Genomic DNA, 20,932 nt, shown 5'->3' on the forward strand with positions numbered 1-20,932 from the left:
TGGGATCGTGATCGACACCGGAGAATAGGTAGTCTTACTGAAGTTTCGCTTGCAGGGCGTTGACGTCGTCGGTGGTCATTTCACCGTCGGTCGCCACCTTGCCATCGACGATCTTCCACAGCCGGAACGGGCCGGTGATGTCGCCATATTTGTCGAAGGCGACCGGGCCGATGACGCCTTCATAGCGGATCGGCTTGCCGTCCTTGATCAGGCCGAGCGCCTTGGCGAACTCTTCCTTGCCGGCAAAGATCGGCGTGCCGGCCGGATCGACTGCCTTGTACATCGCGTCCTTGATCTTGGCCGGATCCTCCGAACCGGCAATGGCGATGGCGAGACCGACAATCGCGCCGGCGTCATAGGAACGGTCGGCTGCCGGATTGGTCGGTTCGATACCGGAGAATTCCTTGTAATTCTTGGTGAAATACTCCGTCGACGCCGTCGGGCTGGTGCCCGACGACGTACCGTAGGCTTCCTTCAGATAATCGGCGCCGACGGATTCGATGAAGTCCGGGCTGTTCATGCCGTCGTTGAGCAGGAATTTCTGCACGCCACCCTGCGAAATCCAGGTGCGGGCAACCGTGGCGCCGTCGACCGGCGTGCTGACGAGATAGAGCCCGTCCGGTTCGCCAGCCATCGCCGCCGTGACTTCCGAGGCATAGCTCGACTGCTTTTCATTGTAAGGCGTGTCGGAGACGATGGTGCCGCCGAGCGCTTTGTAGGCGCGCGAGAATTCCGCCACCATGTTGACGCCGAAATCGTTGTTGACGTGGATGATCGACAATTTCTTGAAGCCCTTGTCGATGGCGTATTTGGCGGCGGCGACGCCCTGCAGCGCATCGGAGGTGATGGTGCGGAAGAAGATGCCGTTGGTCTTGCCGTCGCGGCCGAGCGCGGTCAGCGTCGGCGAGGACGAAGCCGGCGAGACCTGGACGATCTTGGCGGGTGCCGTGACCGAGGTCAGGATCGGGATCGACACTGACGAGATGATGCCGCCGATGATGACCGGCACCTTCTTGACCTGAACCAGCTGGGTCGCGGCGTCCACCGCGATGTTGCCCTGGCTCTGGCTGTCGCGCGTGTCGGTGACGAGATCGCAGCCGCGCACACCGCCGGCGTCGTTGATGTCGCGGAAGGCCATCTCGACCGACTTGGCGCCGGCCTGGCCGTATTCGCCGGCCGGGCCGGTCAGTTCCATGACGAGGCCGACGGTGATCTTGCAGTCGGCGGCTTGCGCGGCACCCGCCAGCGTGACGAGGGCAAGTGCTGTGGTGAGTTGGAGTATCGTCTTTGTCATTGTTGTTCCCCTTTCGTTACTCGACTGTATTTTGAATTCTGTGGCCTGTTCAGAGTTCCGGCACCTGCAGCCAGGTCTCATGCAGATGTCGCCATTCGACGCCGTTGGGCGCCGATGAACTGGTGGTGAAGACGGCACTCGACTGACGACGGCTGTGCTTGCCCGCGCGCAGCTGCGCCTCGACATAAAGGACGACGATGGTATCGGCGTCCTGCCAGCCGGGCCGGATGTCCTCGATCGAAATGGCAAAACCGTCGTCGCAAGAGGCGCGGCTTGAGCGGACATGGTCGACGACCGCTTCGCGATCGAGGACCTGCCCGTCCGGCGCCACCATGCTGAGGTCCTTGCCCATGGCGCGTTCGAAGCGGCTGAAGTCCACCGTGTTGGCGCGCGCGGCGACGAACCAGTCGACGAAGAAGCGGTGCAGGTCGATGATTTCGGCGCTGGCGCGTGAAAACAGGGAGGGTTCGCCGCTCATTTCTTCCCCGCATTGAGGTTGTAGTGCATGATCGAACCGTGGCGTCCGTGGCGGTCGCGCTCCAGCGTGTAGACGTCACCCTCGAGGCCGGTGCCTTGCGCGATGACGGCAGCAATCCGCGCCCGGTCCTCGGCGTCGAGCGCAACGTCCATGATTTTCGCATTGGCAATGGCGTGCGCCTGGTTGCGGGCGCCGACGATGACGGCCGCCACTTGCGGCTGCTCCAGCACCCAGGCGCTGGCGATGGTGGCGATGTCGACACCGTGGCGGTCGCCAACGGCCTTCAGCGCCTGAAGCAGGTGCTGGAACAGGTCCCAGCCGCCGAAATCATCGATGATCAGCTTGTATTTGACCAGTGAACGGTTTTCGAGCGGCGTGGCCGGTTCCGCCACATCAAGCCATTTGTCGCTGAGAAAGCCGCCGGCAACCGAGCCGTAACAGAGGAAGCTGACGCCGTTCTGTTTTGCAAGCGCGGCTAGGCTGTTGCCCGGCCGCTGGTCGAGCACGGAATATTGCAGTTGCTGGCTGACCAGCGGGATGCCGGCGGCGAGGATTTCGGCAAGCCGCGGCGTGTCGAAATTGGTGGTGCCGAGATTGCGCACCTTGCCTTCCAGCCGAAGCTCGTCGAGCCAGCCCATCGCATCGACATAGCGTGGCTGGTCATAGTCCCACCAATGGAACTGCACGAGATCGAGCCGCTCGGTCTTCAGCCGCCGCAGCGACTGATCGACGATGCCCCTGATGTAGTCGCGGCTGATGGTGGCCAGCCGTTCTAGGTCGGGCACCAGCTTGGTGTGCACCTTCATCCGGGTCGCGACGTCGAGGCCGCGCCCGCTGGCCAGCCGCAGGCGCGCGGCGCCGATGAGTTCCTCGACACCGGTGTAGATGTCGGCGCAGTCATAGGTCCAGATGCCGGCATCGAAAGTGGCGATCAGGTCGGCCACCGCTTGGCTGCGGTCGATGGCGCCGTGGCCGCCGGCCAACTGCCAGCCGCCGCGAATGACACGCGAGATGGTGTAGCCGGGGCCGAGTTCGAAGGTCTTGGCGGTCATGTCAGGTCATCCTCCTTCGGCAGCGGCACCGCCGTGGTCTCGGCGTGGCTGAACCGTCGCTTGGCCACCCTGACGATCCGCAGCCGGCTGGCGCAATTGGGATCGGGACAAGCGATCTCGGCGTCCGAGGTCATCCAGTCGTTCGGGTGGGTCGGGCGCTGCTTGGCCGCCAGCAGCGGCAACACGGCGGCGAGCGAATAAATCGAAAAGCCCTGCCCTGCCGGCATCGACAGCATCTCGCCCTTGAGCTCGAAATAGTCGCCGGCCTTCGCGCCGCAATAGATCGGCTTGCCCTCCGGGATGACCACCTCGACGCGAAGATCGAACAGCTCGAAACTGTCGTCGGTCATTTCAGGCCTCCACCAGGCTGAAGGTGATATCGCAGGCGCCGTTTCGCCGGATGACACCGCAAGCGGCGGCGAACTGATCACGCTCTTCGACGCGTACTTGCGCCACCACGCTGCCGGCCAGCCAGCCGATCGGAAACAGCAGCCGCGCGCCCTGCCCGTAATAGAGGCCGATGTCGAAGATCGCATTGGGATTGCCGCCCCACATGCGTGGCGGCACATAGGACAGCACGATATCGCCCGGCTGCGGGTTCAGCGTCGCGTTCTCGGCCGGCAACGGTTTTGCATAGGCCTGGCCCTCGAGATCGGCTGATGGAACCGGACAGGAAATCTCAGGCCCTGTCCACATCGCATGGATACCAGGGACGACGCGTGGCGTGCCGAGATAGGCCAAGAGGAAGGCAGCGTTTTCCGGTGCCTTCTCGGGCAGCAACAATGCCGTGACGGAAAGCTTCGAACGCGGCTCGGTGATCCTGATGGCGGTCATGTCTGGTCTTTCGCGGCGGCAGCCTGCAGCTTGCTGCGCAGGAAGGTGAAGGGGCGGCTGATGTCGGCGACCAGCGACTCGCGCGCCGCCTGCGCATCCTGCGTGGACAGCGCCGTGACGATGCGGCGGTGATACTGGGCGGTGTCGACCTCGCCGGCTTCCGAGAAGGCGTAGATGGCGACACGGATGCAGGGACCCGATTGCAGCCACAGGCTCTCGATCATCGGGATCAGCACGGCCGAACCGCAGGAGCGGTAGATTTCGAAGTGAAAGCTCTGGTTGAGCGTCACTTCGCGATCGACGTCCTTCTTGTGTTTCAGCGCCCGCATCTCGTCCCATTCGCCGAGAATGGTCTCTATGGTGGCGATCTGGCGCGGACCCATGCGGGCGGCAGCCAGCGCGATCGCCTCGCCCTCGATCAGGATGCGGGCACGCAAGAGATCATCCAGCCGCTCCAGAGTTATCGGCGGCACGCGCACCGAACGGTTGGGCAACGCCTCCAGCGCCTTTTCGGTGATCAGCCGGCCCAGCGCCTCGCGCACCGGCATGGTCGAGGTGACCAGCGCATCGGCCAAGCCACGGATGGTCAGCACCTGGCTTGGTTCGAACAGCCCGCCGATCAGGGCACGGCGCAGTTCGGAGTAGACGCGGTCCTGCACCGTTTCGCGGCCGACCGGCGCAAGCTGGGCAGCGATCGCCTCGTTGTTCTTTTCGATGGCAGCCTTTTGCATGGAATTCCGTTCGTGGCCGGTTTTCGGCTTGCGGAGGAAATTAAAGCCGAATAGCGTGATCAAAGCAAGTGTGATCACAAATCAATAATCAGGAGACGGCAACGATCGTCTTCGGCCAGAGGGTTTGATGAGCGAGGCAACCAAACGGCAAGGGGAAACCCGCGCGCCGGTTCTGACGGCAAGAAATGTCGTCAGGCGGTTCGGCGGCCTTGTCGCGGTCAACGATGTCTCGTTTGAGGTCAAAGCGGGAGAAATCCTTGGCCTGATCGGCCCCAACGGCGCCGGCAAGACGACGATGTTCGACCTGCTTGCCGGCAGCATCCTGCCAACCAGCGGCGAGATCCTGCTCAACGGCACGGCCGTCTCGGGCGAAGCCGCGCATCTGCGCATCGGTCGTGGCCTTGGCCGCACTTTTCAGATCCCGCGCCCGCTGCCCAATCTGACGCTGATCGAAAACATCATGCTGGCGGCACAGGGCCAGGCCGGCGAAAAGCTGCTCGCCAACTTCGTCACGCCATGGCGGGTGGCGGCGCAGGAGAGAGCCGCCAGGGCAAAAGCGCTCGAACTGCTGCAACTGGTCACCCTCACCCATCTCGCGCATGAGCCGGCGCGCGTGCTTTCCGGCGGCCAGCGCAAGCTGCTCGAACTCGCCCGCGTCATGATGGCCGACCCGGCGATCATCCTGCTCGACGAACCGGCGGCGGGCGTCAACGCAACGCTGCTCGAAGTCATCATCGACCGCATCCGCGACATCAACGCGCGCGGCATCACCTTCCTGCTGATCGAGCACAACATCGACATGGTGACGCGGCTTTGCCATCGCGTCCTCGTCATGGCGAGCGGCCAGTTGCTCAGCGAAGGCACTGCCGAACAGGTCGCTCGCGACCCGCGCGTCATCGAGGCCTATCTCGGAGGCGCCGTATGAGCGAGATCGTTCTCGATGTCCGCGACCTCGAAGCCGGTTACGAGCCCGGCGTGCCGATCGTGCGCGGCGCCTCGATCACCGTCAAAAAGGGCGAGATCGTCGTCGTGCTCGGCCCCAACGGCGCCGGCAAGTCGAGCTTCATCAAGGCCATCGCCGGCCTCGTACCGATCACCGGCGGCACGGTGTTTCTGGACGGCAAGGACATCACCGCCGCACCGGCGCACACGATGGTGCGGCTCGGCCTGGCCTTCGTGCCGCAGACCGAAAACATCTTCCCGCTAATGTCGGTCGAGGACAATCTGAAAGTCGCCTGCGGCATCCTCGAACGGCGCGAGGTCCCCGGCCGCATCGAGGAAATGTACGCAGCCTTTCCCGATCTCATCCGCCAGCGTCGCACCGCCGCCGGCAATTTGTCGGGTGGACAGCGGCAGATGCTCGCCGTCGCCCGCGCCCTGATCGTCCACCCCAAGGTGCTGGTGCTGGACGAGCCCTCGGCCGGCCTGTCGCCGAAATTCGTCTCGATGGTGTTCGAGATGCTGGCAAACATCCGCAAGTCCGGCGTCACCATCCTGTTGGTCGAGCAGAACGCCAAGGCGGCGCTCGCCATCGGCGACCGCGCCTATGTGCTGGTCGAAGGCAAGGACCGGCACGAGGGCATCGCCTCCGAACTGTGGAACGATCCGGTGGTCGCTGAACTCTATCTCGGCCAGCGTCCGCTCAAGTCCGAAGGAGGAAGCGCGGCATGAGCCTGCAATTTGTCGTCGACGGGCTGCTGACGGGTTCGATGATCGGCCTCGGCGCCATCGGCGTGACGCTCACCTATTCGATCCTGCGCTTCTCGAACTTTGCCCACGGTGACTTCATGGCCTGGGGCACCTATGCGACGCTGGCCGTCGTCAGCGCCATCGGCGCGATGGTTGGCAAGGTGGCGCCGATCGCGCCGCTGTCCTTCGGCTGGCCGCTGATTGTCGCCCTGGTCGTCGGCATGGCGTTCACTGCCCTCTTGGCGCTGCTGCTCGACAGAGTGCTGTTTTCGCGGCTGCGCTCGCAAGGCCAGGCGATCATCGTGGTGATGGCGAGCTTCGGCGCCTCGATGGCGCTGAGAAGCCTGCTCGAATTCACCTTCACATCGCGGCCGACCTATTTCAGCCGGGCGATCCAGATCGCCATGCCGGTCGGTTTCGGCATCCGCATCACGCCCGACCAGATCGCGCTTTTGCTGCTGACCGCCGTGCTGGTGCTCGGCGTGCATCTGTTGATGACGCGCACACAGACCGGCCGCTCGATGCAGGCCCTGAGCCAGAACGCGGCACTTGCCCGCATCGTCGGCATCGACGTCGCCAGCGTGGTGCGTGTCACCTGGGTCATCGGTGGGGCGCTGGCCTGCGTCGCCGGCGTGATGATCGGCATTCTGGTGCAGATCCGCCCGTTCATGGGCTTCGACATGCTGTTGCCGATGTTTGCCGCCGCCATTCTCGGCGGCATCGGCAGCATCCCCGGCGCCGTGCTCGGCGGCCTGATCATCGGGCTGGCCGAAGCGGGTGCGGTGCAATTGATCGGCGCTGAATGGCGCGCCGCCGTCTCCTTCATCATCCTGATGGCGGTGCTGTTCGTGCGGCCGATCGGCCTGTTTGGTGTGAGGGAACGCTGATGGACCTGCTCGGCTACGGCGCCTTCTTCCTGACCACCGCGCTGATCTTCTCGCTGGTCACGCTGGGGCTCAATTTGCAGTGGGGCCTGACCGGCCTGTTCAATGTCGGCCTCGCCGGCTTCGTTGCCATCGGTGCCTATACATCCGCGCTGCTTACGACACCGGACGATGCCGCGCGGCTTGGCGGCTTCGGCCTGCCGATCCTTGTCGGCTGGGCGGGCGCCATGGTCGTCGGCGGCATCGCCGCGGCGCTTACCGGCATGGCGACGCTGCGGCTCAGATCCGACTATCTGGCGATCACCACCTTCGGCGTCGCCGTCGTCGTGCAACTGGTCGCGCTCAACGCGCAAAAGCTGACGGGCGGCCCGTTCGGCATCGGTTTCATCCCGCGCCCGTTCGGCAGCCTCGCCGAGACGCCGCTGCTGTTCAACCTCTCGAACCTTGCCGTGGTCTCGGTCGTCACGCTGATCGCCTATCTCGCCTTGGAACATTTGTCGCGTAGCCCGTGGGGACGTGTCTTGAAAGCGTTGCGCGAGGATGAGCGGGCGGCGATCTCGCTCGGCAAGAGCGCGCGTTTCTATCGCGTCCAGGCCTTTGCCGTCGGCGGCGCCATAATGGCACTGGCCGGCGCGCTGCAGGCGCACTTCACCGGCTTCATCGCGCCGGACAATTATTTGCCGATCCTGACCTTCCAGGTCTGGGTGATGCTGATCGTCGGCGGCTCGGGAAGCAATCTCGGCGCCGTCATCGGCAGCATCCTGGTGTGGGCGATATGGGCCGGATCGGGCACGCTGACCAGCATCCTGTTCCCGCCGGAACAGCAGGCTCGCGCCGCCGCACTACAGATCGCCGCCATCGGCGTCATGCTCTGCGTCATCTTGCTGATCCGGCCGAACGGCCTCTTCGGCGACAGGCCGCGGCGGCCCCGCTTCAGCAAGCGGGCGAAGGTCGCTGCGGGCGAGAGCAGTTCCGGCTCATGAATGCCGCGATCCGGCAGGAGGCACAAGGCGCTTCGCTCTGGCATGCCGTCAGCCGCAACCGGCGCGAGCGGCCGGCGCTGCAGAGCGGGCTCGATGTCGACCTGGCCATCGTCGGTGGTGGCTTTTCCGGCCTTTCAACCGCGCTGCACGCTGCCGGGAAAGGCCTTTCCGTCGCCGTTCTCGAAGCCGAATTCATCGCCTGGGGCGCGACCGGCAGGAATGCCGGCTTCGTCGTGCCGAACTTCGCCAAGCTGGATCCGGTCGACATACTGGCCCATCTCGGGCCTTCGCGCGGCGAAAGGCTGATCGATTTCGCCGCCGGCAGCGCCGACCTGGTTTTCCGCCTGATCCGCCAGCACGGCATCGACTGCGACGCCGTGCGGAACGGATGGATCCAGCCGGCGCATTCGCCTGCCGCATTCGAGAAGGTCAAATCACGTGCCGGGCAATGGGCACAGCGTGGCCGGCCGGCCGTCACATTGGATCGGCAGGAAATCGAAGCCCTGACGGGCGTGCCAGGCTATGTCGGTGGCTGGATGGATCGTTCTGGAGGCGTGCTCAATCCGGTCGCCTATGCGCGCGGGCTCGCCGACGCGGCGGAGAAGGCCGGCGCGAAAATCTTCGAGCAGACGCGCGCCACCTCGGTTGATCGCATGGCCGATGGTTGGATGCTGAAGACACCGGCGGGCTCGGTGCGCGCCGGCAAGGTGCTGATCGCCACCAACGCCTATGGCCGGTCCCTCAATCCGACATTGCAGCGAACCTATTTTCCGCTCAAGGTTTTCCAGATCGCGACGGAGCCATTGCCTCGTGAAGTCCGCAGCCGGCTGCTTCCCGGCGGGCAAGGCGTCGGCGACACCAGGCGCAATCTGTTCACCTTCCGCTTCGATGCCGAAAACCGGCTGATCAGCGGCGGCATGCATATACTCGGCGCCGGTGCTGATACGCGCATGCCGCGGACGATCTGGCGGCGGCTTGGCCGGCATCTCGGTCTGCCCGACTTGCCGCCGCTTGCCTGCAGCTGGTCGGGAATGGCAGCGGTCGAGCCCGATTTCCTGCCGCACCTGATCGACCTCGGTCCGGGCCTGATCGCCGGTCGTGCCTGCAATGGACGCGGCATTGCCATGACCACGGCGATGGGCAAGGTGCTCGCCGGGTGGGCCGCTGGAACCGACGCCCGCGACCTGCCGCTGCCCTTCGCGGCGCCGGCGCCGATCCCGTTCCACGCGGTGCTGCGGCACGCACCCAACATGCTGCTGGGCTGGAGCATGCTGCGCGACCAGCTGGACGAGGCGCGATAGGCGGATAGTCAGCCGGCAGCGTCAAGGTTTGCCGACAGCACGGCGGCTGCCATGATGATGTCCTCTTCTATGAACATCCGCGCCGTGACACCGTTGCGCTGCTCCAGCGCGGCGACGATCTTGCGGTGGGCGTCGTTCGACCGCGGAATGTAGCGGTCGGCCTGCATCAGCAGCTTGAGATAAGGTCCTACCCGACCCCAGAGGTCGCGGATCATGTTGAGCAGGATCGGCGCGCCGGCATGCTGGTAGATGGCGAAGTGAAAAGCCTCGTTCAACGAGAGATAGGTTCTGGCATCGCCCGCCTCGATGGCTCGCTGCATGCCGGCGAGCGTCGCCTGTATGTCGACCAGCCCGCTTTCGCTCATCCGCGAGGCAGCCATCTCGCCGGCCAGTCCCTCGACGGCGATGCGGATGCGCGCCAATTCCTCAAAGGCCGACGCGGACAGCAGGGGCACGATGACCGAGCGGTTGTTCTGCATCTCGAGCAGCCGTTCGGCGACAAGCCGCTGCAGCGCCTCGCGGATCGGTGTCGTGGAGATGCCGAACGTCTCGGCGAGCTTGCGGATGACCAGTGTCTGGCCCGGGCTGAAGCCGCCTGAAATCAACTCCTGCTTGAGCGCGCCATAGGCGCGGTCATTCAGGGTTTGATGTTCGAGCTTCAGCATGCGCGGCCCGCTCCGATCACCAGTTCGACAGCGCGCGATCGAGCGTCTCGGCCAGTTGCTCGGCATTGTCCCTGGCAAACGGCAGTGGCGGCCTGATCTTGAGCACATTGCCGCGCGGACCGCAGGACGAGATCAGCACGCCATCCTCACGCATGGCTTCGACGACCGCCGATGTCTTGGTGGCAGCCAGAGCCTCGTCGCCATCCGCCGTCAGCTCGACGCCGAAATAAAGACCGTTGTGCCTGACGTCGGCGACCGCGCCGTGCCGGCCCTGCAGGGCGCGCAGCAGTTCACTCGTATAGGCGCCGACCATGCGCGCATTCTCGATCAGCCCTTCGCCCTCGATCACCTCCAGAACGGCAAGGCCGACGGCGGCAGCGACCGGATTGCCGCCGAATGTGTTGAAGTAGCCGGTGTTCGAACCGAACGAGGCGACAAGCTGCGGCCGCACCAGCACGGCGCCCATCGGATGCCCGTCGCCGATCGGCTTGCCCATCGTGACGATATCGGGCTCGATGCCATAATTGGCGAAGCCCCACATGCCCTGGCCAAGCCGGCCGAAGCCGGACTGGACCTCATCGGCGATGACGATGCCGCCGGCCTTTTTCACATGGTCCGCCGCCTCGCGCATCACCTTCGCATCGGGAAAGAAAATACCGTCGCTGGAAAAAGCCGAGTCGAGAAGCAGCGCTGCCGGCTTGATATTTCTTGCGCGCATGTCCTCGATGGCGGCCGCGACATTTTTCGCGAACTCATGCGCGGCCCGGCCATGGTCGCGGAACGTGTCCGGCGCCGACACGGTCCGATGCTGCGCGGGCACACCCTTTGCCCCGACAGCCGCCGGTGACAGCTGCGCCGTCGCGATCGTGGCGCCGTGATAGGCGAAGTCGGTGATGATCACCCCGGTGCCGCCGCTGGAATGCTGGGCGATGCGGATGGCGAGGTCGTTGGCCTCGCTGCCGGTGCAGGTGAACATGGCATGGCCGAGATGGGCCGGAACGGTACCGAGGAGTTTTTCCGCGTAGTCGAGGATGATTTCGCTGAGATAGCGTGTGTGGGTGTTGAGCGTGGCGGCCTGCCCGGACAGCGCCTCGACGACGCGCGGATGGCAGTGCCCGACCGAGGCGACGTTGTTGTAGGCGTCGAGGAATCTGCGGCCCTGGGCGTCATAGAGCCACACACCGCTGCCACGCACCAGATGGATCGGGTTGCGGTAGAAGGCGCGGTAGGTCGGCCCGAGCAGCCTGGCGCGGCGTTCAAGCAGCGCGCGCTCCGATGCCGCGTCGGCATTTGCAGGGTAAGGCGAGGACTGGGACACGAGCATCTACTCCGGATTGGAATGGTCGAGAAAATAGCGGCGGGCATCGGTGGACGACAGGCCATTCAGCCGTTCGAGCGAAGCCCAGACCTCGGTGGCGAGGCGCAGCACATAGTCGCGCTTGGCCGGAAAGCGCTCGGCCTGCCAGCTGGCGATGTTGACGATGAGCGCAAGGCGGGCACGGATCAGATCGAAAAGAATGCCGATCTCTTCGGCCTCCAGTGGCTGCACCGATTGATAGCCGGCGACAAAGCGCGCGGCCGGCGCCAGCGGATGACCTTCCGCCGGCCAGCGGTAGACCGCGCCGATGGCGAGGTCACAGATCAGCGGCGAATGGATCATGTCGCCGAAATCGAGGATGCCGCTCACGACCTCCGGCCGCGATGCGTCCATCACCACATTGTAGGAATTCATGTCGTTGTGGACGATTTGCGCGCGCAGCGTCGGGATGACCGCCGCCGCATGCTCCTCGAAGGAGTCGATCGCGCGTTCGACCATCGCTCGCCGACCAACGTCAGTGATATGGGCCATCATCGGCCGTGTCTTGGCGACCTTGCGGATGTCCCAGAGCAGGTCGCTGCCGGCGGCCGGATGGAAGAAGCCGCGCAGCGCCCGGCCAAGGCGGGCGAGGAAGATGCCGAGATTGCGATCCTGCGCCTCGGAAGTCGGTGAGCGCGACAGCAGCTGACCGGGCAGATAGGTCACTAGCCGGATGATGCGCGGCGCTGACCCACCGACGCAGATCGCGAACTGCGCCTCCCCCTCGAGGCTCTTGCGCACCGAGGGAACCGGCAAGGTGGGATCGACCGCAAGGATGTGGTCGAGCGCCTTGTTCTGGAAATCGGTGAAGCCGGCGTCTTCCGCCGGATGGGAGATCTTCAGAACGAACTCGCCCTCGCCGCCGGTCTGGATATGGAAATTGTGGTCGCGTTCGCCAGGCAGCGGACGCGCGGTGCCGGTGAGCCCATAGTGCTGGCGCAGGATGGCAAGCGCGTCGGCCGTGGGGACATCAGGCGCGTCCTCGGCGAGCGTTTCGCCGAACGCATCGGGGACGGCCGCATTCATGGCTTGGCCTCGACAGGTTCGAGGCCGCACCAGTCGGCAATGAACAGCGCGATCGTCTGGGTGACCTTGCGCACCGAGTCGAGATCGACGGCCTCGTCATAGCCATGCGGCATGCGGCAGATCGGGCCATAGACGATCGCCGGCGTGTCGGCATAGAGGCCGAAGAAGCGCGCATCGGTGGTGGCCGAAGTGACGTGTTCCGTCAGCGGCTCGCCCCAGACGGCGGTGTGGCTGCGGCGCAGTACGGCTTCCATCTCGTCGGCACCCTCCAGCACATAGCCCTCGGCCATGAAGCCATTGTAGGTGAGGCTCGGTGGGCGATTGGCCAGGAACGGGTCGGCGCGCGCCGCATCGGCGATGCAGGCCTCGAGCTCGGCTCTCGCATCCTCGAGTTTCTGGCCGGGATAGGTGGCGACGCGCATCTCGAAGACACAGCGCGCCGGAACGCTCGATGTCCATTCGCCGCCTTCGATCTTGCCGAGGTTGAAGCGGATCGGGTGCGGGTGATCGTGGAAATGCTTGTCGTCGACCTTGCGCGCGTTCCAGACGATTTCGAGCTGCTTCAGTGCCTGGACGATGACGAAGGCCTTTTCGATGGCATTGGCGCCGGCCGAGAATGCACCCGACGCATGCTGCGGATCGCCGTCGACCTCGACCCGGAACCAGATCGGCCCGACCTGCGCCCGCATCAGCCTCGGCTCCAGCGGTTCGGGAATGAAAGCGGCGTCGGCGCGGTAGCCGCGCTGCAGGCAGGCGAGCGCGCCATTGCCGGTGCATTCTTCCTCGACCACCGACTGGAGATACACGTTCGCGGCCGGCTGATAGCCGAGGCTGCGCAACGCGGCCAGCGCATAGAGGCAGGCGGACAGGCCGGCCTTCATGTCGCCGGCGCCGCGGCCATGCATCCAGCCATCCTCGATCACCGGATCGTAGGGGTCGCGCACCCAGCGGTCGATCGGTCCGGTCGGGACGACATCGATATGGCCGTTGAGGATCAGCGAGCGGCCGGTCGCGTTTCGCGGCGTGTGCGAGGCAACGACATTGAAGGCGTCGTCATAGGAGACGGCTACAGGAGAAAAACCCGGCAGGTCGCGAATTGCATCGACGTCGACACGCCACATATCGACCGCGTAGCCGTCAGCCTCATAGGCAGCCGCCATGAACGATTGCGCGGCATGTTCCTCACCACGCTGCGAAGGAAACCGCACTAGGTCTTGCAGAAACGCGACCTGCCGCGCGAAGCCGTCATCGACCGCGCTCAGAATGGCCTCGTCCGCAATCCGCTCAGGCATCATATTTCACTTTCATCTGGATGGTGTATCATATCTCATATGCCATTCCTGTGAAATGCAAGAGGCATACGCGCCAAACTTTCAGTCCAGGACTTGCCGTTCGATGCTGCCATGGTCTTGGGGAGTTGGCATCGGATGCAGCAAGCCGATACTGCTATCTCTGGAAGACATGACGAGGAATGCGTTGATCACCGAAGACACGATGCCGGCCGAAATCACCGATCTCGCCATTGGCTACTATCGCCTACCGGCGGGCAAGCTCGCCAATGCGGTGACGTGGATGGAGGCGTGCGCGCCGCAGCCCGGTCTCGCGCACCCCTTGGCCATGACACGGATCACGACGCCCGACTGCGCTTCCTACCGGGCGATCTTCCTCGAGATCGGCGCGCCCTGGCTTTGGGACCGCGTTTCCGAAATGTCCGATGCCGAAATCACCAAGCATTTCGCCGACCCGCGCCAGCATCTCTACTACGGCCATGACGAAACCGGCGCCCATCTCGGCATGGTCGAATTCTTCGTCGCCGACAGCAGCGAGATCGAGATCACCTATTTCGGCCTGTTCCCGTCCCTGACCGGCAGAGGTTTCGGCAAGCGGCTGATGGCCGGCGCACTGGATCTCGCATGGCGCCTCAACCCTAACCGTATCTGGCTGCATACAAGCAGCTTCGACCATCACAGCGTCATTGGGTTTTACAGTGCCTGCGGGTTCGTGACCTTCGCGACAGGATTTGAAATCGTCGACGATCCCCGGATCAAGGGAACCTTGCCGCGCCATGCCGCACCGCAGATTCCCCTGATCGATACGGAGTGGAGCAATGGGAAGGGAGCCTCACTCTCCCCGGAAAAGCGACAGGCTGCGCGGACCTAGATGAGAGCAACTCCGCAATCCGTCAGCCAAGCGTCGCCGCACCATCGCCGATGGGTTCGTCGCGAGACCATCCTGTCGACGCTGGAGCGCCATATCGACACGCGCATCGTGCTGTTCGCCGCGCCCGCCGGCTTCGGCAAATCGACGACGATGGCGCAATGGGCCGCGGAAGTCGCGCGCCATGGCCGGCTGACCGCATGGTTGTCCTGCGAGGCGACGGACAATGACGAAGGCGCCTTCCTGTCGCATCTGGTGGGCGCGCTGCGCCAACTCGTCCAGAGCCCGGCGGAACTCGATCTTGCCTTCCAGTCGAGCCCCATTCCGCAGCTCGATGTCGTGCTCTCGGCACTTGTGGCGGGACTGGCGGCGCGCGAGGCCGACATCACACTGTTCTTCGACGACTACCACGCCATCGAGGCGCCGGCGGTGAAGCGGTTCATGGAGCGCCTGACCCGGCAGGCGCCGGCAAACGTTGCCTTCGTCATCGGCTCGCGCAGCCTGCCCGACCTGCAGCTCGGCAAGCTCAGAGTGCTAGGCGACGTTTTCGAAATCGGGCCCGACGATCTGCGTTTCGCCTCGTCCGAAGCCGAGGCGTTCTTCAACGAGAAGCTGGGCCTGAGCGTCAGCAGCGGCACGGTGGAAACCTTGTGCTCGCGCACCGAAGGATGGGCCGCCGGCCTGCAACTGGCCTCACTCTCGCTGAGTGCCGCGCATGCACCCGAAACCGTGATCGGCAATTTCACCGGCGCCAACCGCAACGTCGCCGACTTCCTGATGGGGGAAGTGTTCCTGGAACTGCCGCCGGCGATCGCGAAGTTCCTGCTCTACAGCTCGATCTTCGAACGCTTCAGCGCCGAAGCCTGCCGGGCGGTGATGCGGGCGACTGATGCCGAGGCTGACATCGCCGAGATCGAGACGCGCAACCTCTTCCTCGTGCCGCTCGACGAAGAACGGCGCTGGTTCCGCTATCATCACCTGTTCCGCGATTTCCTCAGCCGCGAAATGGAACGGCGCGAACCGGAGATGATCGCGCCGCTGCATCTGGCGGCAGCCGAATGGTTCGGCGAGCGCAAGATGCTGACCGAGGCGATCGGCCACGCGCTCGCCGCAGGCGACCAGGCACGCGCGGCGGTGTTCGTCGAAAACAACGCGCTCGACCTCATCGCCCAGTGCCAGCTTCTCTATGTGCGCCAGTTGCTGGCGCTGCTGCCGAGGAAGCTGATCGACCAGCGCATCCGGCTGCAACTCGTCGTGCTGTGGCTGGCGGTGCACAGCAGCCAACCCGAGATTGCCCAGCAGACGCTCAGCAATGCGCGCAAGCTGGCCGAGACCGGACCGACCGACAGCAATGACCCGGGCACCATGACCGGAACCACGATCGAGGCCGAGCTGATGGTTCTCGACGCTGCCGTCCACAGCACGCTGGAGCAGTTCGATCAGGCGCGCGACACAGCCCTTGCGGCCCTGCGCGTCATCGCGCCCGATGCCTGGTTCATGGAGGGCGCGACCGCCAATGTCATTGGCTACAACCTCTATGCGCTGGGTGACCTCGAAGGCGCGCGCGCCGCGATCGATGCGGCACGCCGGGCGCACGAACGCAGCGGCAGCCTGCTCGGCGTCACCATCGCCAATTGCTACATGGCCGTGATCGAGCGTTCGGCGGGCCGCCTGCCCGCCGCCGAGCGGCTGCTGCGCAACGCGATCATCGAGGCCAGGGCGCGGATCGGCGCAAATTCCTATGCCGAGGCCCTGGCCGGAACGCTGCTTGCGGAACTTGCCTACGAGACCAATGCGTCGGGTGAAGCGCTGACGCTGGTCGAGAATCTCGGACCGCAGATCGAAGGCGCGGCGGTCATCGTCTATCCCCTGGCCAGCGTGCCGACCTATGCCCGCGTGCTACAGCTGACCGGTCGCACCGAAGCGGCACTGGATATGCTGGAGCGCGTCTATCAACGCGTGCGCGGCACGGTCTATCGCCGCCTGGCATCGATGATCATGCATGACCGCATACGTGTGCTGCTCGACCAGAACCGTATTGCCGAAGCGCGGGCGCTGCTGACCGAGCATCGCGGCGAAGGGACCGAGGCTTCGATGGCCATCACCACCGCCAACGAGTTCGAGTTCTTCGCCGAGGGCCGTCTGCTGACGGCCGAGAAATCCTATGCCGATGCAGCGGGGGTCTTCGACGCGCTTCTGGAGCGCACCAGAACCAGCGGGCGCATGCGCCGCCATATATTGGCGCTGATCCTGCGCGCCAAGGCGGCCAGCGCCGCCCACGATCCACGCGAGGCCGACCGCTGTCTCCTCGAAGCACTGCGCCTCGCTCAACCCTCTGGCTTCATCCGTTCCTTCGTCGACGAGGGAAGGCCTGTCGTCGAAGCGTTGATGCGGCTGCGTGCGGCCCAGGCAAAGACCGATCCCGCGCTGTCGGCCTATGCGACGCGCATCATCGATGCAGCGCAGGCGATGCCCGTCTCGACGCGCAAGTTGGCCGCACCAGCCGTCGATAAGGAACAGCTCACCCAGCGCGAAGCCGAACTGCTGCGCTATCTCGCCGAGGGCATGTCCAATCGCGATATCGCCTTTGCGCTGTCGGTGAGCGAAACCACGGTGAAATGGCACCTGAAGAACATTTTCGGCAAGCTGGCGGTGACCAACCGGGTCCAGGCCGTGCGCGCCGCGCAAGGGTCCGCAGGCGCCCATACCCCTCCGAAAGGAGGGGCATAGATAACAGGCACAACCCCTCTTTCGGGTCGGGCCACATGATCGTTAGCCTGCTAGCGTCACCTGGTTTTTAAAGGACGCTGCGGATGGCGACAGGCTACGTTTTTCACGAACAGCTGATGTGGCATGACACCGGCTCCAGCGCCGACATGATGCCTCCCGGCCGTTTCGTGGAACCCGGCCGGCATCTGGAATCTCCCGGCTCGAAGCGCCGGTTGAACAATTTGATCCAGGTCAGCGGCCTGTCGCGCCATCTGGTGCCGATCATCCCCGAGCCGGTCTCGATCGAGGACCTGCTGCGCGTGCACACGCAACGCCATGTCGACGATATCCGCATGCTCAGCGAGCGCGGCTCCGGTTTCGCCGGGCCACAGGCGCCGATCGGCCTCAACAGTTTCGACATCGCGCTGCTGTCGGCCGGCACCACCTATGCCGCCATGCGCGCCGTGCTGACCGGCCGCGTCGACAATGCCTATGCGCTGGCACGGCCGCCGGGACACCATGCCGAGCCCGACCAGGCGATGGGCAACTGCCTGTTCTCCAACATCGGCGTCGCTGTGCGCCGGCTGCAGCATGAAGGCCTGCTCGGGCGCGCGGCGATAGTCGACTGGGATGTGCATCACGGCAACGGCACCGAGACGGTGTTCTATTCCGACCCCTCGGTGCTGACCATTTCCCTGCATCAGGACAATCTCTACCCGACCGGGCGCGGTGCGCTGGCCGACAACGGGAAAGATGCCGGCGAAGGCTACAACATCAACATCCCGCTGCCGGCCGGCAGCGGCACCGGCGCCTATGAAGCAACCTTCGACCGCGTCGTCGCGCCGGCGCTGCGCGCCTACAGACCGGATCTCGTTATCGTCGCTTCCGGCTTCGATGCGTCCGGCTTCGATCCGCTCGGCCGCATGATGCTCAACAGCGAATGTTTCCGGCGCCTGGCCGCGCGGATGGTGGCGCTGGCCGCCGAGACCTCGCAGGGGCGTCTGATCATGACCCATGAAGGCGGCTACTCCGAAGGCTATGTGCCGTTCTGCGGCCATGCCGTCATCGAGACCCTGGCCAATCACCGCACCGAGGTGGTCGACCCGCTGTCGGAGCATATCGACGAATGGGCTGGGCAGGATCTGCAGTCGCATCAGGCCGCTGTGATCGATGCCGCCGAAGCCCTGCTCGCCGGCCTGCGCCAACGTCTCGCCAGTGCAGCCTGACGCGATGGATTTTCTGATCACCACGCTGCTCAATGCGCTGACGCTGATCAGCATCCTGATGCTGGTCGGGCTCGGGCTGGCGATCAGCTTCGGGCTGATGAACGTGACCAACCTGGCGCATGGCGAGTTCGTCACCGTCGGCGCCTTTGCGGTCTATTTCGTCCAGAGCGTGGGCGGCTCTTTCTGGCTGGGGCTGGCCGCGGCGCCCATCGCCGGCGCGGTGGTCGGCTGCATCCTCGAATTCGCCATCATCCGCCATCTCTATTCCAGGCCGGTCTCGACGGTGCTTGCCACCTGGGGCGTCAGCCTGATCCTGCAGCAAGGGCTGGAACTGACCTTCGGCCTCGGCGCCAAGCCGGTGACGCCGCCGATCGAGGGTACGCTCGATCTCGTCTTCACCGTCTATCCGGCCTATCGGCTGATTCTGATCGGCATTGCCATGCTGACCTTGCTCGGCGTCGTCCTGCTGATCAGCCGGACGTCCTTCGGTCTCGACATCCGTACCGTCATCCAGAACCGCGAAATGGCTGAGGGCGTCGGCATCAACACGCGGCGCACCTACGCCATTGCCTTTACCTTCGGCGCGGCCATCGCAGGACTTGCCGGCGGACTGGTCGCGCCGCTGGCGATCGTGCTGCCGCAGATGGGGGTGAACTATCTTGCCAACGCCTTCTTCGTCGTCATTGTCGGCGGCGTCGGCTCGATCGGCGGCCTTGTCGCCGGCAGCGTCTTTGTCGGCGGGCTGACCAGCGTCCTCAATTACCAGATCTCGCCGTCGCTGGCGCAGGCGATCGTGCTGCTGGCGGCCATCGTCGCTGTCCGTCTGCGGCCCAACGGCCTGTTCAACGGAGCATCGCGATGATCGCCCGTGACCGTAACTGGCTGCTGATCTTCGCCGTCTGCGTGGTGCTCGCGGTTCTCTATCCTCTCTTTGCCGACGGCTATCGGCTGACGGTGATCCGCGATGCGCTGATCTTCGGCCTGTTCGCGGCAAGCCTCGACTTCTTCTGGGGCCGCACCGGAATCCTGTGTTTCGGCCACGCCGCCTTTTTCGGCATCGGCGGCTACATCATGGCGCTGATCACACTCAACGACGCCATCCCCTTCGGAAGCTTGCTCGGCATCATCGGTGCGGTGGCCGGCGCGGCTTTCGTCGCCGCCATCATCGGCTATTTCCTGTTCTTCGGCGGTATCCGTGGCAGCTATTTCACCATCGTCACGCTGGCCATGGGTGTCATCTGCCAGCAGGCCGCGGTTTCCTGGAGCTCTGTCACCGGCGGCGACAGCGGCCTGATCGGCATCCCGCCGATCGCGTTCGATCTTGGCGGCCTGCATGTCGATCTGAGCCAGGATCTGCCCTCCTATATCTTCGTCTCGGCCATCGTCGCCGTGACGGTGCTGGCGCTGTGGTCGATCAGCCGTGGCCGCTGGGGCACGGTGCTCACCGCCATCCAGGACAATGAAGTCCGTGCGGCAGCGCTCGGCCACAATGCGCCGTTGCGGCTGCTCGTCACATTCGTCCTGTCGGCGGCCATCGCCGGGCTTGCCGGCGCGCTCTATGTCTGCATGGCAGGGCTGGTGGCGCCCGATCTGTCCGGGCTGCTGCTGTCGACCGAAGTTATCGTCTGGGTGGCGGTCGGCGGGCGCGGCACGCTGCTTGGGCCGGTGCTCGGCGCCATCTTCATCCAGCGTGCGCAGCAGACGATCAGCAGCTTCAACCCGAGCCTGTGGCCGCTGCTGCTCGGCTGCGTCTTCGTCATCATCGTTTTCGTCCTGCCCGACGGCATCCTGTCGATCTACGCGCGGCTGAAGAGCCTGTTCAAAGGCGGGAGGCGGGCGCAATGAGCGACGTCCTGCTGCAGGCCGAAAATGTCGGCATCCGCTTTGGCGGTTTGCAGGCGCTGGAGGCGCTGAACCTCACCGTGCGCGACAAGGAGCTTTGCTGCATCATCGGACCGAACGGCGCCGGCAAGAGCACATTCCTCAATGTGCTGACCGGCACGCTTCGGCCGACCAGCGGCAGCGTGCGCTTCCTTGGCCACGACATTGCCGGCCTGCCGCTGCACCGCATCGCCAGGCTCGGCATCGCGCGAAAATTCCAGATCCCGTCGGTCTTCCCGAGCCTCTCGGTGGAGGACAATCTGAAGGTCGCGCGCTGGGGCGCGCCCTCGCCTGTGCGCCCGGTTGGCGAATTGCTGGAACTGGTCGCGCTGACCAATCGCGCCGCCACGCTGGCCGGCGAACTCGCACACGGCCAGAAGCAATGGCTGGAGATCGGCATGGCGCTGGCAATCGAGCCGCGGCTGCTTTTGCTCGACGAGCCTACCGCCGGCATGACGCCACAAGAGACGCTGGCGACGGCCGAGATGCTGCTGCGGCTCAAGGGCGAATTCTCGATCGTCGCGGTCGAGCACGACATCCGCTTCGTGCGGGCGCTGAACTGCGAGACGCTGGTGCTGCATCAGGGACGCCGGCTGCGCAGCGGTCCTTTCCACGACATCGAGACCGACGAGATGGTCCGCGATGTCTATCTGGGGAGGCGCTGA

At 64.9% G+C, this 20,932-nt stretch carries 21 protein-coding genes; 11 read left to right on the forward strand and 10 right to left on the reverse strand.

What is annotated here, in order from left to right:
• Positions 1–34: 34 nt before the first annotated feature.
• Genes HB777_20475 through HB777_20500 form a run of 6 tightly spaced genes read right to left on the reverse strand, consistent with a single transcriptional unit; the run spans position 35 to position 4,452 of the window.
• Positions 35–1,294 (reverse strand): ABC transporter substrate-binding protein, encoded by a 1,260-nt coding sequence (locus HB777_20475; protein QND66051.1) that lies wholly within the window; start codon positions 1,292–1,294, stop codon positions 35–37.
• Positions 1,295–1,343: 49 nt separating this feature from the next.
• Positions 1,344–1,772 carry a DUF4440 domain-containing protein gene (locus tag HB777_20480; protein QND66052.1) on the reverse strand — a complete coding sequence of 143 codons (429 nt, stop codon included), beginning with the start codon at positions 1,770–1,772 and terminating at the stop codon, positions 1,344–1,346.
• A complete protein-coding gene (locus tag HB777_20485) occupies positions 1,769–2,824 on the reverse strand; it encodes an aldo/keto reductase (GenBank protein QND66053.1) in 1,056 nt (351 codons plus the stop codon). The genes HB777_20480 and HB777_20485 overlap by 4 nt, the downstream gene beginning before the upstream one ends.
• Complete coding sequence (locus tag HB777_20490) at positions 2,821–3,174, reverse strand: TIGR04076 family protein (protein QND66054.1); 354 nt, start codon at positions 3,172–3,174, stop codon at positions 2,821–2,823. Before HB777_20490 ends, HB777_20485 begins: the two co-directional genes overlap by 4 nt.
• A gap of 1 nt (position 3,175) precedes the next feature.
• The gene (locus HB777_20495; protein ID QND66055.1) at positions 3,176–3,658 is read right to left on the reverse strand and encodes a DUF3830 family protein; all 483 of its coding nucleotides are present in this window, start codon (positions 3,656–3,658) and stop codon (positions 3,176–3,178) included.
• A complete protein-coding gene (locus HB777_20500) occupies positions 3,655–4,452 on the reverse strand; it encodes a GntR family transcriptional regulator (GenBank protein QND68840.1) in 798 nt (265 codons plus the stop codon). Before HB777_20500 ends, HB777_20495 begins: the two co-directional genes overlap by 4 nt.
• Positions 4,453–4,516: 64 nt before the next feature.
• Here HB777_20500 and HB777_20505 point away from each other — a divergent pair, with 64 nt between their 5' ends.
• From HB777_20505 to HB777_20525, 5 genes are read left to right on the forward strand one after another with little or no spacing between them, the layout of a single operon-like run.
• Positions 4,517–5,314 (forward strand): ABC transporter ATP-binding protein, encoded by a 798-nt coding sequence (locus HB777_20505; GenBank protein QND66056.1) that lies wholly within the window; start codon positions 4,517–4,519, stop codon positions 5,312–5,314.
• On the forward strand, positions 5,311–6,060 hold the full coding sequence (locus tag HB777_20510; GenBank protein QND66057.1) for an ABC transporter ATP-binding protein: 750 nt from the start codon (positions 5,311–5,313) through the stop codon (positions 6,058–6,060). Before HB777_20505 ends, HB777_20510 begins: the two co-directional genes overlap by 4 nt.
• Positions 6,057–6,965: a branched-chain amino acid ABC transporter permease gene (locus HB777_20515; GenBank protein ID QND66058.1), complete on the forward strand. Its 909-nt coding sequence runs from the start codon at positions 6,057–6,059 to the stop codon at positions 6,963–6,965. The genes HB777_20510 and HB777_20515 overlap by 4 nt, the downstream gene beginning before the upstream one ends.
• Positions 6,962–7,945 carry a branched-chain amino acid ABC transporter permease gene (locus tag HB777_20520; GenBank protein ID QND68841.1) on the forward strand — a complete coding sequence of 328 codons (984 nt, stop codon included), beginning with the start codon at positions 6,962–6,964 and terminating at the stop codon, positions 7,943–7,945. Before HB777_20515 ends, HB777_20520 begins: the two co-directional genes overlap by 4 nt.
• Positions 7,942–9,246: an FAD-binding oxidoreductase gene (locus tag HB777_20525; protein ID QND66059.1), complete on the forward strand. Its 1,305-nt coding sequence runs from the start codon at positions 7,942–7,944 to the stop codon at positions 9,244–9,246. The genes HB777_20520 and HB777_20525 overlap by 4 nt, the downstream gene beginning before the upstream one ends.
• Positions 9,247–9,254: 8 nt before the next feature.
• Here HB777_20525 and HB777_20530 read toward each other — a convergent pair whose 3' ends face one another.
• From HB777_20530 to HB777_20545, 4 genes are read right to left on the reverse strand one after another with little or no spacing between them, the layout of a single operon-like run.
• Entirely contained in the window at positions 9,255–9,911 is a 657-nt protein-coding gene (locus HB777_20530) for a GntR family transcriptional regulator (protein ID QND66060.1), read from the reverse strand.
• Positions 9,912–9,927: 16 nt separating this feature from the next.
• Positions 9,928–11,235 carry an aspartate aminotransferase family protein gene (locus tag HB777_20535; GenBank protein ID QND66061.1) on the reverse strand — a complete coding sequence of 436 codons (1,308 nt, stop codon included), beginning with the start codon at positions 11,233–11,235 and terminating at the stop codon, positions 9,928–9,930.
• Positions 11,236–12,294, reverse strand: a complete 1,059-nt coding sequence (locus HB777_20540; GenBank protein ID QND66062.1) for a phosphotransferase — start codon at positions 12,292–12,294, stop codon at positions 11,236–11,238.
• Positions 12,291–13,586 (reverse strand): ArgE/DapE family deacylase, encoded by a 1,296-nt coding sequence (locus tag HB777_20545; GenBank protein QND66063.1) that lies wholly within the window; start codon positions 13,584–13,586, stop codon positions 12,291–12,293. Before HB777_20545 ends, HB777_20540 begins: the two co-directional genes overlap by 4 nt.
• 103 nt (positions 13,587–13,689) lie before the next feature.
• On the opposite strand from HB777_20545, the gene HB777_20550 reads away from it, so the two are divergent.
• The 6 genes from HB777_20550 to HB777_20575 all read left to right on the forward strand — a co-directional run bounded on the left by HB777_20550 (position 13,690) and on the right by HB777_20575 (position 20,932).
• On the forward strand, positions 13,690–14,454 hold the full coding sequence (locus HB777_20550; protein QND66064.1) for a GNAT family N-acetyltransferase: 765 nt from the start codon (positions 13,690–13,692) through the stop codon (positions 14,452–14,454).
• Positions 14,455–17,181 carry a LuxR family transcriptional regulator gene (locus tag HB777_20555; protein QND66065.1) on the forward strand — a complete coding sequence of 909 codons (2,727 nt, stop codon included), beginning with the start codon at positions 14,455–14,457 and terminating at the stop codon, positions 17,179–17,181.
• A gap of 83 nt (positions 17,182–17,264) precedes the next feature.
• The gene (locus tag HB777_20560; protein ID QND66066.1) at positions 17,265–18,386 is read left to right on the forward strand and encodes a class II histone deacetylase; all 1,122 of its coding nucleotides are present in this window, start codon (positions 17,265–17,267) and stop codon (positions 18,384–18,386) included.
• Positions 18,387–18,390: 4 nt separating this feature from the next.
• Entirely contained in the window at positions 18,391–19,248 is an 858-nt protein-coding gene (urtB, locus tag HB777_20565; GenBank protein QND66067.1) for an urea ABC transporter permease subunit UrtB, read from the forward strand.
• Positions 19,245–20,231, forward strand: coding sequence for a branched-chain amino acid ABC transporter permease (locus HB777_20570; protein QND66068.1), 987 nt, complete (start codon positions 19,245–19,247; stop codon positions 20,229–20,231). Before urtB ends, HB777_20570 begins: the two co-directional genes overlap by 4 nt.
• Positions 20,228–20,932, forward strand: a complete 705-nt coding sequence (locus tag HB777_20575) for an ATP-binding cassette domain-containing protein (GenBank protein ID QND66069.1) — start codon at positions 20,228–20,230, stop codon at positions 20,930–20,932. Before HB777_20570 ends, HB777_20575 begins: the two co-directional genes overlap by 4 nt.

Source organism: Mesorhizobium loti (genome assembly GCA_014189435.1).
In the GTDB taxonomy this organism is placed as follows: Bacteria; Pseudomonadota; Alphaproteobacteria; order Rhizobiales; family Rhizobiaceae; genus Mesorhizobium; species Mesorhizobium loti_G.